Raw genomic sequence first — 12,449 nt, 5'->3', positions numbered from 1 at the left:
TAGAGCAAGGGCCGTGACCGCTGTGCCCGCCACAGATCGAGCGGCGTCGCCCAACTGTTCCAGGGAAACCGTATCCAGTACGCGCCGGGCGATTTCGAATTCCTTTGCCGTCGCCGGAAACGGCACGACGAAAACGGGCGGATTTTCAATCCTGACGCGGGGAGCCGCCGGCGGAGGCACGGGAAGCTTTTTCCATGCGTCCTGCCACTCCGGCGCGTCCAGGAGCGCCTGGACGCGGGGACCGCACTTCTTCGGGTCAATAAAGCCCTTACCGCCCCCCCGAAAGTTCACGACATCCCCGAATTCCTTTCTGTGACCTCCGGTAGGAAGGCGGTAGCGTCCTCCATTTCTATAGGCGTTCAAGACATTCCAGAGCCGAGGAAGATGCTTGATCATCAAATCGCGATCTGGCTCGGGCAGACCTATGGATCCCCTACCCAATGGATAAATGTACAACATGCCATTGCCCCACTCGTTATAAAACGCACGCGTCTGCTTCGGCACTTTACCGATAGTTCGCCGCGGAATACATTCATCGTGGAACTTAATCAGTTGTTCAACCAACACCAAGAGGGGGTCCGCCAAGAGCGTCGGATCGGTTTGCGCTCCCACGTTGGGCGAACCGCCGACCATGAACGTGACCAGAATAGTACAAAGAATTTTCCTCGACCCCACCATTTTTGCGATGCGTTATACCAAGAGTAGGGCAAGCACTCAATCGGCACATACGTATATAATTTCAATAGGTTGTGAACATCGTAACCCGCCGTTCAATTGGAAAGGAAATCGGCGTCTCGAATATCTCCGACCGTCACCTGTGGCGGGAGATCGAGTTTCAAATGATTCTCGCTCAGCGTCGGATTGGCCTCGACTTTATCGAACTTTACCTCGAGCGATTCGTTTCCGGAAATAACTCGGATCGATTTCGGGAACAGCCCGGCCTCCGTGGAAAGGGGCTCGCCGAACTCGATCCGCTGTTCATTCGGTGATCGTACGATCTGTTCGACCCACGCGTTTTTCGATTGGATGATGAACACGAGAGGATCTTGTTTGTCTCCGGAGCGGAGTTCGCATCGGCTCCCCTTCCATTGCACGCTCAGGTCGGAGGATGAAAAGCGTGCCAGGTGACCGAGGAGAATCCCGGTCCATTCGCGGGGGGACATCTCCAGCCCAAAGAGCCGCCGCATCGCCTTCTCGGGATCTCCTTTATAGGCTCGGGCCTCGCCGGGAACGTAATAGACCATCTCCCTTGAATCGGACGCTAAGATGGACGCGGGTCCGCCGAATCCGCTGGCTTCCACGTAAAACCGATCCGGATACATCGCGAGAATCGAAGCGTGAAAGCGGATTGTTTTCCCTCGCACATGAAGCTTCGCCTTTCCCTCCGCCCGAAGGCTCCTAAGCTCCGCGCGACCGATCGTCGCCGCGGAAAAAATTTCTCCGGCGCTCTTGGAATTAAGCGAGGGAACTTTCGGGTGCTGGCAGGAGATAAGAGACGCGAGCGTAAGAGCGGCCGAAAGAATCGTGAGAAGATGTCTTCTTGGGTGAAAGTTTTGCGATCTTGTCTCGAATTCGGGACTGCGCTTCCGGTTCGCGCGCAAATTGAAGGGCCCGTTGATACATTTCGAGCGCGCGCTCCTTTTTTCCGTTCTTTTCCAGGGCATCGCCCAAGTGTTCCAAAATCGTGGGGTCATCCGGCGTTAACTTCTGAGCTTCCTCAAGTTTCGCCACGGCCTTTTCATAATGGCCCCTCCGGTAATACACCCATCCGAGGCTGTCGGTAATGTATCCGTCTTTCGGCTTGATTTCGAGGGCACGGGTCACCAGGTGCTCGGCTTCATCCAGCTTGATTCCTTTCTCCGCATACGTGTACCCGAGATAATTGAGGGCGTTGGCGTTGTCGGGGTTGATCTCGAGAACCGTTTTCATCGCCTCGTACAGCTTCTCCGTGTTCCCCATCTTGTCATGCACTTCGCCCAAACTGAACCAGAGCGTCTCGTCCTTCGGAGAGGCCGCCACGGCCTCCTGAAGGAGTTGCAACGACTCTTTTTCCCGTTTCTGTTTGAGAAGATTGGCGGCCAATCCCGCGGTCAGTTCCGGCGAGTTCGGGTGCTGCTTCAGGGAGGTCCGAAGCGTGCGCTCCGCCCCCTTGAAGTCCTCTTCACTCTCTTGAAGATAGGCGATGGCCAATTGGGAATCGATGTGAATGTCGGCCTGAATGTCGATCGCCTCGAACTGTTTTCGCGCCCCGGGCTTGTCTCCCAGTTTTTCCATGACCACGCCCAGGTAATAGCGAACCCGTTGAAGCTCCGGAGCGTCTTTCAATAACTCCCGAAGGATCTTTTCCGCCTCCTTATAATCCCCCCGCTGCAAATAGATGAGGCCGATTCGAAGGCGCGCCGTCACATCTTTGGGGTGGTCGCGCGCGACGATCTCAAACTGTTTGAGAGCGGAATCCAGATCGTTGCGCTCGAGATAGAGCTGGCCGAGATGGTTTCGAACGTTCGCGTTGTCGATTTCGATGTCGAGAACGCGCTGAAGCGTCTCCACCGCTTCGTCTTTTTTCCCCTGGTATTCGTAAATGAGGGCGATGGCCCGGAGCGCCGACGAGAACACCGGGTTGATCGCCACCGCCTTCTCGTACGCCCGGATCGCGTCGTCAAAACGATCCAACTCCGAATAGACGCGGCCCAGATAATAATAACCGAGCAGGTGGTCCGGATTGGCCTGCGTCAGCGCTTCCAAAACCGCGACCGCCTTTTCCGGTCGCTTCGATTCGACATAGACGGTCGCCAAAGCGATGACCGCCTCCTCGTCTCCCGACGGATCGAGCGCGACGACTTTCTTGAATTCGTCTTCGCTCTTGTCCCATTGTTTCTGGGCGCCGTAGATTTTTCCCAACAAAAAATGGGCTTCCCGATCGTCCGGTTTGCTCGCCGCCGCCGCGGTCGCCAGTTGTTCCGCTCGCGTGAAATCTCCCTTCCGCAAAACTTCGTCGGCCAATTGAACCAGGAGATACGGTGATTTCGGATCGTTTTTCAACGTCGCTTCCAGCGCTTCGATCGCTTCGTCCACGTGGCCCTGAGCCGAATACCGCTGACCCTCCAGGAACGATTCGTACGCCGGCGCATCGGGCGCCTCGATCGGCCAATCCGCATCGTGACCCGGCCCCATGTAATGCGGTCTCTTCGGTCCGCACCCGGCGATCCAGAAGATACAGAAAAGCGCCACAAAGCTTACCCATTCAAGGTGCGCCCCCTTTCGAAGAGTGGCCGCGTTTTTTGTCTGCGGATTCGAGCGCACGAGAAGGGGTTCCATGTCATGAACCTTTTCAAATGACAATAAATTGAAGTGCATTCGTCATCCCCAGATCGCCCGGGCCGCCGCCACCGCCGCCAAAGCAGCCGTCTCGGTACGTAGGACATACGGTCCCAATTGCGCCGACCGAAAGCCGGCCTGACGAAGGATCTCACGATCTCCGGAGGACCATCCCCCCTCGGGACCGACGGCCAGCGCAATCGACGATGGGATTTTTTCACCGGCGAAATCCCGCATTCGGCGGCTCTTTTCGGTTTCGTCGAGCATAAGCAAGAGTTCAGATTTAATTTTGGCTATCCCTTCGGAGAGCGGGAGAGGCCCGACGATTTCCGGCAGGAATGGATTTCCGCTTTGCCGCAAGGCCTCCACGGCGATTCGCGTCCAGCGTTTGGCGCCTTCCGGCCGCTTGGGGACGGTATGTTCCGTGTCGACAAAAAGAATTCTCTCCACTCCGCACTCCACAACCTTTTGAACGATCCACGAGGATTTGTCTCCCTTCGGCAGTCCCTGGAGCAGCGTCAGGGAGGGCCATACCGCCGACGCAACCGTCTGGTCGAGAATCAAAACCGTGCCTCGCTGTCGCCCCGCTTCGAGCAACTCGGCCACAGAGAGGCCCCCCTTTCCGTTCATCAGTTGAACCCGGTCCCCGTTGCGCAAACGGAGCACGGACCTGGCGATCCGAACGTTTTCGGCTGTGAGGGGAAGCCGTTCACCTACGTTTCCCAGGTCTTCCTGAAATAGACGATGAGTGCGCACGCTGGAACCTTTCGAGATTCACAGCATACCGCCCCTGCCCCCAGAAAGGGAACGTTCGCGTGATCTGTCGCAAACGATTCCTCACAAATTCTTGGGCACCGGAGAAGGCATCGGTCGACGAGCGACTGGCGTAGAATCCCGTCACGACCCGGGAGCGAGGCGACCGATGTCTTCTTCGGAGCGGAGGATCTTTATACGTATTACCTACGACCGGGCGTTAAACGAGCGACAAGATGTTGAACTTGCGGGCCTCGAATCTTAAGCCCGCCACTTTGTCGGGGCGAAGTCCGGAGAGACTCACCAGTTCCTCGATCGAAGATTTTCGCAACATCGTCAGCGACGGAATGCCGATCGAGAACAGCTTCTTCATATCGTCGTCCGTTGCATCCGGTCGCTTCCGAATCGCCTTGTAAAATCCCAGGAGATTCGCCACCGCCGTGGAATGCCCGCGGAACTCTAAACGGAAACCCTTTTCGACCGGCCCGAAACTGGTCATTAACTTCGTTCGGTTTTCGTCGTTCAATTTCCGCGGCGAGGTTCGAACCACGCTCTTGAGATCCCGCTGAAACGCGATGAGCGCCTTGGTCTCATTCACCAATCCGACCTTTCGGGTCTTCCCGATCACCGGACCGATCACGTAATGGACGATTTCGCACAAATCTTTGGATGCGGCACCCATCTGGATGGCCTTCAAATATCGAAGAACCGGGCGCAAATGGACTTTTGTGACGTCCAGAAACGTCGCTTGCATTTGTTCCAGCTCGGCCCGTTGTTTTTTGGCCCGGCGCGGATTCTTCTTGGCGACGGAGGGCGCCGGCTTCGGTGCGGCCTGGATGCTTTCAAAGGCGCGGTCCAGGTCGGATAAAAAATCGCCGTCGAGAAAATTCTCGTCCATTAAACCGGCGGGGACTTTTGCAGACGATGTCGTCGGGGAAACGGTTGGCATCGGGGTTCTCCTTTTCAGCGACCGGAAACGTTCAATCACTACATCAACGAGAGAAGTAAATGTAATGTAGCGCACTGTACTGTCAATAGAAAACTTGAGAGAAAGATCGTAGAAGAAAGAAATGAATCGACCGCTCTTCGAGCAAATGGTGGCTGAAGTCCTGGATGAACTTCCCGGCGAGTTTTCCGAAAAGATCGAGAACGTGGACTTTGTCGTCGAAACGGAGCCGTCCACGGAAACGCGGAAGTCGATGAAGATCGATTCGGGAACGTTGCTCCTCGGCCTCTATCACGGTGTTCCGCTCCCGCTCCGAACGAGCCTCGGTTATTCCGGAGTCCTCCCCGATCGCATCACCATTTACCAGAAGCATGTCGAAGCTCTGGCACGCACGCCCGATAAGGTTCGCGCGACATTAAAGCGGACGATTCTGCATGAAATCGCCCACTATTTCGGAATTTCAGACCGAAGGTTGAAGGATCTCGGCGTTTACTGACTGTTTGACGAATCCTTGTCCGGAATAGTTCCCTGGGTGCGCTTGGAACAGACGCGATTCCGTCCGCGTTCCTTCGCTTCGTACAGATAGCGATCGGCTTCACGAACGAGATCGTCTCCGCTTTTGGGATTGTCCGGATCGAAAGACGCGACACCCAAGCTGACGGTCACCGAAGCGTTCTTTTGATCGAAAACGAACTCCAACTCCGATGACAAACGACGAAGCCGTTCGGCCAGGAGAAGGGCGTTGTCCAAGGCCGTTGCGCGAAGCAGAATGACAAACTCCTCCCCTCCGTACCGGGCCAACACATCGTACCGTCGAATTTCCTGCTGAAGGGCGTTCGCAATCGCCCGAAGAACGGCGTCGCCCGCTTGATGGCCGTAGGTATCGTTGACTTTCTTGAAATGATCGATGTCGAGGAGAATGCACGTGAGAGATTGCCGCAATCGGGCGGCATAGTTGAGTTCCCGGTCCAGCGATTCCAGGAAATAGCGGCGATTGAAAACTTTCGTCAGGCCGTCGCGCATCGCCATGTTGCGAAGCGTCTCCTGGTAATTCACGTCCATGGTGTCTTGATAACTGAAACGGACCACGACATCGCCGATCCGAACTTTGTCCCCGTCGTGAAGCGCCGCCTGTTGAACCGGCTCGCCGTTGACGAACGTGCCGTTCGTGCTTCCAAGATCCGTAATCGTGTACGACATTTCGTGACGATCGATCCGGGCGTGTTGACGGGACACCCCTTCCTCCAAGAGAATCACGCCGGAGTCTTCCTCCCGGCCGATTAAAACGGAGTCTCCCGTAATCCGATACACCTCTCCGATATAACTCCCCTCGAGAACCACCAAGCAGGGAATTCGCTCGCGGCTTTTCTCCGCCGTGCCCGGCTTCCTTCGCTTTACGACCGTCTGTTCCGCCACGAGGCGAGTGTAACATAACGCTTGTACTTTTGAGCTATTCCGTCTTTCATCCGGCTATGGCGAAGCGCGCCGGGGAACTCAAGAAAAGTGGAATCGCGTTGCTCGTCAATCTCCGCTCCCGAAAAGCGCTTCGGGATCCGAAATTTCTTGACCATCTGGAGGAAGCGTTCGGAGATCGGGGTCCGTTCGTCACCAGCCGGAACCCGAGCGAACTCCCCTCCGCATTGGCCGATGTTCAACGCACCGATCCGGAGATTCTTTTGGTCTGCGGCGGCGACGGGACGCTGCGACAGACGCTCACCCATCTTCTGGCCGCGTACGGCGGTAAACCTCTCCCAAGAATTGCGATCCTTCCGGCGGGAACGATGAACACGGTCGCGACCAGCTTAGGCATCACCGGTTCACCTCTTCACCGCCTGCAATATCTTCTGCAACGACGGAATCAGCAGGTCCCTTTCACCGTCGCACGACGCCACCTGTTGGAAATGAACCGTCATTTCGGTTTCATTTTCGGGCTGGGCGGCTTTGCGCACTTCATCGAAAATTATTCCGAACGCGAAAATCCCACGCCCTTTCGTGGATTCACATTGCTTGCGAAAACCATCTTATCGGCGCTCGTGGACGGTCCGTTTTCGAAACAGATGTTCCCTGACTTTAACGCCAGCGTTTGGCGAGACGATCAACCGTTCCTCCAGGACGCCACAATCACGAACGTAGCCGCGGCTTCCATCCGGCACATCGGCTTCCGGTTTAAACCGTTTTTCGGCGCCGAGCAGCCGGACGGCGAGTTCGGGATGCTGGTCTTCCGGACGCGGCCCCGCTCCCTTCTCTTTCATCTGCCCCGTTTATTCACCGGAAAACCGGTGTCCGATCCCAACTTGATCCAACTTCCGGCCAAGTCGGCTCTCGTAAAACTGAACTCGCCTCAAAGGCCGATGTTGGACGGGGATCTCCTCAACGCCTCGAAGGAATTTCAGCTTCGTTCGGGCCCCTCCGTCGATTTTGTCGTCGCATGAAATCGATTTTGGCCATCGGTGTAATGTCGGGAAGCTCCTTGGACGGCGGGGACGCCGTGTTGCTTCGCCTGACGCCAATCCGCGAAGGCTATCGAATCCGTAGGCTCGGCCACGCCCACGCTTCCTATCCGCCGAAATGGGCCGACGCCGCCCGCGCGATCGCCGAAGAAGACTCCCTGCGCGACGCCGCTTTTTTCGGAGCCGCCTGGTCGGAATGGGCGGCGCGCTTGGTTCGGCGATTGGCCCGACAGACCCGCCTGCGCGCTTCGCGGATCGCATTCGTGGCCGTGCATGGTCAAACCGTCGTGCATCTTCCCTCCCCGCGGATGTTTCTCGGGGAAAAAGTCGGCGTCACGATCCAACTGGCCGATCTTTCCCGCCTGGCCGTCCGAACGGGAATTAAGGCGATCGGAAATTTCCGAACCGCCGACCTCGCGGCGGGAGGTTCCGGTGCCCCCCTCGCTCCTTACGCCCACCGACTGGTCTTTGGACGACTCGCCCTGAACGTAGCTGTGCAAAATATGGGAGGGATCGGGAACGTCACGCTGCTCAATAAAGGGAAGGTCGAATCGGCGTTCGATACGGGCCCCGGAAATGTCTGGATCGACACTCTGTTTCATTGGCGCAGCGGGGGACGGACTCGCTTCGACCGAAACGGCGCCACGGCACGGTCCGGCCGGCCCGATCCTCATCTATTGAGTCAGCTTCTCCAGCATCCGTATTTTCAAAAACGCCCCCCCAAATCGGCCGGCTGGGAAGAGTTCGGGCCGATGTTCTTAGGGCGGTTTCGTTCTCGCCTGAACCGCTTGTCTCTTCGCGATGCCGCAGCCACCGTGACGCACGCCACGGCGATAGCCACCCGCCTCGCGTACGAGCGATTTGTTTTCCCCCGACTCCGCCCCAAGTTGCTCATTTTCTGCGGCGGCGGCGCGCGAAACCTCTTCCTTACGGAGCTCATCGCCCGAAATCTTTCCGGCGTGAAAGCCGTAACCTCGGATACCTTTGGATACCCCGCCGAAGAAGTCGAAGCGATCTCGTTTGCGCTTCTCGGAGCCGAGACGCTGCGAGGACACGCCAACAATGAGCCGCGTGCGACCGGGGCGAAAAGCCGCGTCGTATGCGGCCTGGTGGCTCCCGCCACCGGAGGATCGATCGCCTAATTGACACCGTGAAACCGAGCGCGCTACGGTCATGCGAATGAGGCTCCGACCCGAAGAAGTGGAACGGATCGTCGACCGCCTCCTTTCGGAATGGAAGAGCCAACATCTCGCCACGTTCACCGCCCCGGAATCGCAAATTCGAACCCGCCTGTTGGAGATTTTCCTGGCCGACCTTCGAGTGGAGGACGACCTCAACAAAGAGGTCGACCAAATGCTTCACAAGTACGAAAAGGAGTTCGCCCGCGGAACGCTCGATCGTCATAAAATGTTTCAAATGGTGAAAAACCAGCTGATCAAAGAACGGAAGATGGTGTTATGAGACTCTCCGAGGAAAGGATCTCCCACATTTCCCATCTTCTCCTGAGCGGCCTCCAAAAGGCGGGCTGGGCCGCGTATCCGGATGAACCGCGAACTCTCAAGGCCACAAAACAGGTCCTTACGCATTACTGCCACCTGGAAGACGAAGTCGATACCGCCGTCCGCAAGATTTTGCAGTCTTATTCGCGGGGCGTCCTCGAGGGGAGCCGCGAATGGGACGTCCTTTACAAGAAACACTTCGACGTCGAAATGAAAAAACGGTGGCGCTGAAGTTCCGTTCTCGCGACACTTTTCTTCTTCTCGCGTTTGGTCTCTTCTACGTCTTCACACGATTTCTTTTCTTGGGAGACAAGCCCTATCACCACGACGAATCGATCCACGCGATCGAGTCGTGGCGGTACGCCACGCAGGGCGTTTACAAGTTCAATCCGATGCTGCACGGCCCGTTTCTCTACCATCTTCAAGCCGCGATCTTTGAGATTCTCCCGATCAACGATTGGACGGGCCGGCTCTCCGTCGCCCTAACGGGAATCCTCATGACAACCACGGGTTTTCTTTTTTTACGCGAGAGTTCCAAATCTTCCGCCTACACCTGGTTGGCCCTGGTCTGCCTTTCCCCCATTTATGGCTACTACTCGCGAACGCTCATCATGGACATTCCGATGGCGGCGTTGGTGATGACGCTTCTCTGGACGTCGGCTCGGTTCTGGGCGACGCGATCGAACGGTTATCTTTACGCCGCCGCGGCGACGTTCGCCCTCATGGTATGCACAAAATTGAACTCTCTCTTTTACGCCTTCGCATTTCTTAGCTTTGCCGTTGTCTGGGCTGTGTGGAAACGAAAAGTCGACGAGATCTCATTCGGCGATCAGCGGCGTTCCGTCGCAGCGACGGTGCGTTCGTTGCGCGTCCCTATGGTCTGGTCCGTTCTTCTGATGGCCCTCATTTTTTGCGCTCTTTATTCCTCCCTCGGGCGCAACGCCGGCGGAATTTTGGACGGCCTTTATCGGGAAATGATCCCGTATTGGGTTCGCCAGCACGCGATTCAGCGAATCAAAGGACCGTTCGACTATTATTTCCCCATTTTAGCCACGTACGAGCTGCCCCTTCTCTTGAGTTTGGCCTGGTGCATCTGGCGTGCGATTCGTTCCACCGCCGATACTTCTTATCGAGCCGGGCTCTGGTGCCTGGGAACATTCATTTTGTGGGGCCTGCTGCTCAAGAGTTGGGAGACCGTCGGCCCCTACGGGTCGAAGGTCCATTTGGATCAACCGATGCACGTCGCGATCCTTTGCCTTGAAATCGGCTCCTGGATTTTGCTTCTCTCGACTCATCTTCGGCGAAATGAAATTCTTCCCGCTTTCTGCGCCCACTGGGGGATCGTTTCCTTGCTCCTCTATTCGTACGCGGGAGAAAAGGTCCCTTGGCTCACCACGCATATTCTTCTTCCCTGGACCGTCTATATCGCTCTGGTCCTGCCCGAACTCGTCCGGGGCCGAATTGTGTCTCCGATACCTCGGGCCGGCATCGGCGCCGCGCTGATCCTGTTCGCGGGGTGGCAAGGGGTGATCACCGTGCGCGCCTCCTTCGCGGGAGCCGCGGATCCGCGCGAAAGACTGGTGTACACGCATACCTCCACGGAACTTCTCGAGCTGGTCCAACGGATTCATCATTTGGGCGGCGTCACCGGCGAGAAGGCGAATCTGAAGGTCCAGGTGGTCGAGGATTCCGCTTGGCCTCTCTATTGGTACCTTCGAAACTATAACGGCTGGTTCAGGCACGAGATCCATGTCGACGAGCAGCCGTCCGTAATCGTCATGAATTGGGGGAAACACGAAGAATTGCTTCGGCGCCTTCCAACCTCGTACGAAGTTCGCAAGGTGAAACTGCGGGAGTGGTGGGTGCCGGACAACAACAAGCTGAGTTTCCCCGCGTTGATCCGTTATTATTTTACGCGAGAGGTTTACAGTCCGCTCGGGTCGTTTGATCTGGCCCTATTCGTGCGCGCGGACCGATTCGTACTTTGGAACGGAATGCCGGAAAAGCCCTAGCTACTCGGGTTTGCCGCGAAGCAGGCGAAAGACCGCATCCGTGCCTTCGCCGTAGCCAAGGATTGACAAATGACCTTTATAGACCAATAATAGGTCAGAAGAGGTCAGAATGAGAATCGCCGCGGTTACGGAGTTCAAATCAAAGTTGGCCCGTTATCTTCGCATGGTGAAATCCGGCGAGAAGGTGGAGATCCAGGAGAGGGGCGTCCCAATCGCCATCTTAACGGCCGTCGGCGGCCGCTCGACGGTCTTAACGACGCCCCCGAGAAAGAACCCGAAACACCTGGCGAGTATGACGTTTTCCGTCCGCCCCAAGAAAGAATTTGATGTGGTGGAGATTCTCTTGGACGATCGTCGCAAGCGATGATCGCTTACCTGGACTCCTCGGTTCTGCTTCGGGTTTTATTGAACCAGAGAGACCGGTTTTCGAGATTTTCGGAAATTGAACGCCCTGTCGCAAGTAAGCTGCTCAAAACGGAGTGCCTGCGTACGCTCGACCGTTTACGGTTGAATGATCTACTGACGGAAGACCAACATTTGAAATCCCTTGAAGAGTTGTACTCTGCGCTCGATTCGGTGGAATTTGTCGAGGTTTCGGATGCGATCCTTGATCGTGCGGGTTCCGGCTTTCCGGTGGCGTTGGGAACGTTGGATGCGATCCACCTCGTTTCGGCTATGATGTGGCGGGAACAAAATAGCTTTTCTCTGATTTTTTTGACGCATGACGAGGTTCTCGCCAAGGCCGCGAAGGGATTAAATTTTGAAGTGCCGGGGCGTTAACCCGTATCTTTTTTCAGGAGCTCGACCTTTTTTGTTTCGAACCCGGCTTGCGTGACAGATCGCCTAATTCACCATCGGGGACAGCAACGTAAAGACCGACCGTTCGAAATCGAGGTATTTCTCGGCCACCTGCTTCACGTCGGGCGCGGTCACCGCTGAAATTCCCCGCACGTAGTCGGTCAACGAAGGTTCGTTCCCGTAGAGCTCCCCCAGGCAGAGCTGCGTGGCCTGTGTGCCGCTCCGTTGCAAGTCGATTTCGTAGCTTCCGATCAAGAAATTCTTCACGCGCCGAAGCTCCTCTTCCGTAACCGGAGATTTCTTGAGCTTGGCGATCTCATTTCGGACTTCTTCGTGCGAGTTCTCCGCCTGGTCCGGAGCGGTGTTCCACTCCACGGCGAAAAGTCCGGTATCGAGACCGTGTAGGACCGACGTCTCGATGGAGTACACAAGACCGAGTTCTTCGCGCAACCGAATGAAGAGCCTTCCGCCCCCCGAGCTGGCGAGGAGCGTACTCACGATATCGAGAGCAAAACGGTCCAACGCGCTTTGGGTCGTGCCGCGAAAGCCGTACTGCAGATACGCTTTCTCACCCTGAATCGGCCGGCGAATTTCCCGGACCCCTTCCAACGGCCGCACGACGTTTTGAATATTGACCGGCGCTCCGGAGACGGAAATCTCTCCGAATACCCCT

At 56.5% G+C, this 12,449-nt stretch carries 15 protein-coding genes; 8 read left to right on the top strand and 7 right to left on the bottom strand.

All coding sequences use genetic code 11. From position 1 onward, the window contains the following. The 5 genes from VI895_07195 to VI895_07175 form a co-directional block, all read right to left on the bottom strand. A partial coding sequence (locus tag VI895_07195) for a hypothetical protein (protein HLG19589.1) occupies window positions 1-633 on the bottom strand: 633 nt, incomplete at its 3' end. Window positions 634-770: 137 nt separating this feature from the next. After that, window positions 771-1,364: a hypothetical protein gene (locus VI895_07190; GenBank protein HLG19588.1), complete on the bottom strand. Its 594-nt coding sequence runs from the start codon at window positions 1,362-1,364 to the stop codon at window positions 771-773. Between the two features lie 91 nt (window positions 1,365-1,455). Next, window positions 1,456-3,318 (bottom strand): tetratricopeptide repeat protein, encoded by a 1,863-nt coding sequence (locus VI895_07185; protein ID HLG19587.1) that lies wholly within the window; start codon window positions 3,316-3,318, stop codon window positions 1,456-1,458. 42 nt (window positions 3,319-3,360) lie between these two features. Continuing rightward, a complete protein-coding gene (locus VI895_07180) occupies window positions 3,361-4,074 on the bottom strand; it encodes an RsmE family RNA methyltransferase (GenBank protein ID HLG19586.1) in 714 nt (237 codons plus the stop codon). A gap of 217 nt (window positions 4,075-4,291) precedes the next feature. Beyond that, window positions 4,292-5,020, bottom strand: coding sequence for a hypothetical protein (locus tag VI895_07175; GenBank protein HLG19585.1), 729 nt, complete (start codon window positions 5,018-5,020; stop codon window positions 4,292-4,294). A 121-nt stretch (window positions 5,021-5,141) separates the two neighbouring features. Between VI895_07175 and VI895_07170 the strand changes: the two genes are divergently transcribed. Then, entirely contained in the window at window positions 5,142-5,513 is a 372-nt protein-coding gene (locus tag VI895_07170; protein ID HLG19584.1) for a metallopeptidase family protein, read from the top strand. Here the strand turns inward: VI895_07170 and VI895_07165 are convergent. Continuing rightward, window positions 5,507-6,433, bottom strand: coding sequence for a GGDEF domain-containing protein (locus VI895_07165; GenBank protein ID HLG19583.1), 927 nt, complete (start codon window positions 6,431-6,433; stop codon window positions 5,507-5,509). The genes VI895_07170 and VI895_07165 overlap by 7 nt on opposite strands. A gap of 56 nt (window positions 6,434-6,489) precedes the next feature. On the opposite strand from VI895_07165, the gene VI895_07160 reads away from it, so the two are divergent. From VI895_07160 to VI895_07130, 7 genes are all read left to right on the top strand, one after another. Further along, complete coding sequence (locus VI895_07160; protein ID HLG19582.1) at window positions 6,490-7,449, top strand: diacylglycerol kinase family protein; 960 nt, start codon at window positions 6,490-6,492, stop codon at window positions 7,447-7,449. Next, on the top strand, window positions 7,446-8,609 hold the full coding sequence (locus VI895_07155; GenBank protein HLG19581.1) for an anhydro-N-acetylmuramic acid kinase: 1,164 nt from the start codon (window positions 7,446-7,448) through the stop codon (window positions 8,607-8,609). The genes VI895_07160 and VI895_07155 overlap by 4 nt, the downstream gene beginning before the upstream one ends. 37 nt (window positions 8,610-8,646) lie before the next feature. Beyond that, entirely contained in the window at window positions 8,647-8,928 is a 282-nt protein-coding gene (locus VI895_07150; GenBank protein HLG19580.1) for a DUF507 family protein, read from the top strand. Then, a complete protein-coding gene (locus VI895_07145; GenBank protein ID HLG19579.1) occupies window positions 8,925-9,197 on the top strand; it encodes a DUF507 family protein in 273 nt (90 codons plus the stop codon). The genes VI895_07150 and VI895_07145 overlap by 4 nt, the downstream gene beginning before the upstream one ends. After that, entirely contained in the window at window positions 9,188-10,978 is a 1,791-nt protein-coding gene (locus VI895_07140; protein ID HLG19578.1) for a flippase activity-associated protein Agl23, read from the top strand. Before VI895_07145 ends, VI895_07140 begins: the two co-directional genes overlap by 10 nt. Before the next feature lie 109 nt (window positions 10,979-11,087). Further along, window positions 11,088-11,345, top strand: a complete 258-nt coding sequence (locus VI895_07135; protein ID HLG19577.1) for a hypothetical protein — start codon at window positions 11,088-11,090, stop codon at window positions 11,343-11,345. Beyond that, on the top strand, window positions 11,342-11,758 hold the full coding sequence (locus VI895_07130; GenBank protein HLG19576.1) for a PIN domain-containing protein: 417 nt from the start codon (window positions 11,342-11,344) through the stop codon (window positions 11,756-11,758). The genes VI895_07135 and VI895_07130 overlap by 4 nt, the downstream gene beginning before the upstream one ends. A 63-nt stretch (window positions 11,759-11,821) precedes the next feature. On the opposite strand, the gene VI895_07125 is transcribed toward VI895_07130, so the two are convergent. Further along, the coding region (locus tag VI895_07125) for an insulinase family protein (GenBank protein ID HLG19575.1) at window positions 11,822-12,449 on the bottom strand (628 nt) is incomplete at its 5' end.

Source organism: Bdellovibrionota bacterium (assembly GCA_035292885.1).
Lineage (GTDB): Bacteria > Bdellovibrionota_G > JALEGL01 > JALEGL01 > DATDPG01 > DATDPG01.
Note: the sequence above shows the minus strand (reverse complement) of the source record. Positions and strands in the feature narration are given on the sequence as shown.

Bases quoted from the DNA above. Each gene is read 5' to 3' on its own strand.
- VI895_07185 (HLG19587.1), bottom strand. From the start codon at position 3,318: ATGGAACCCCTTCTCGTGCGCTCGAATCCGCAGACAAAAAACGCGGCC.
- VI895_07175 (HLG19585.1), bottom strand. From the start codon at position 5,020: ATGCCAACCGTTTCCCCGACGACATCGTCTGCAAAAGTCCCCGCCGGT.
- VI895_07170 (HLG19584.1), top strand. From the start codon at position 5,142: ATGAATCGACCGCTCTTCGAGCAAATGGTGGCTGAAGTCCTGGATGAA.
- VI895_07160 (HLG19582.1), top strand. From the start codon at position 6,490: ATGGCGAAGCGCGCCGGGGAACTCAAGAAAAGTGGAATCGCGTTGCTC.
- VI895_07155 (HLG19581.1), top strand. From the start codon at position 7,446: ATGAAATCGATTTTGGCCATCGGTGTAATGTCGGGAAGCTCCTTGGAC.
- VI895_07150 (HLG19580.1), top strand. From the start codon at position 8,647: ATGAGGCTCCGACCCGAAGAAGTGGAACGGATCGTCGACCGCCTCCTT.
- VI895_07145 (HLG19579.1), top strand. From the start codon at position 8,925: ATGAGACTCTCCGAGGAAAGGATCTCCCACATTTCCCATCTTCTCCTG.
- VI895_07135 (HLG19577.1), top strand. From the start codon at position 11,088: ATGAGAATCGCCGCGGTTACGGAGTTCAAATCAAAGTTGGCCCGTTAT.
- VI895_07130 (HLG19576.1), top strand. From the start codon at position 11,342: ATGATCGCTTACCTGGACTCCTCGGTTCTGCTTCGGGTTTTATTGAAC.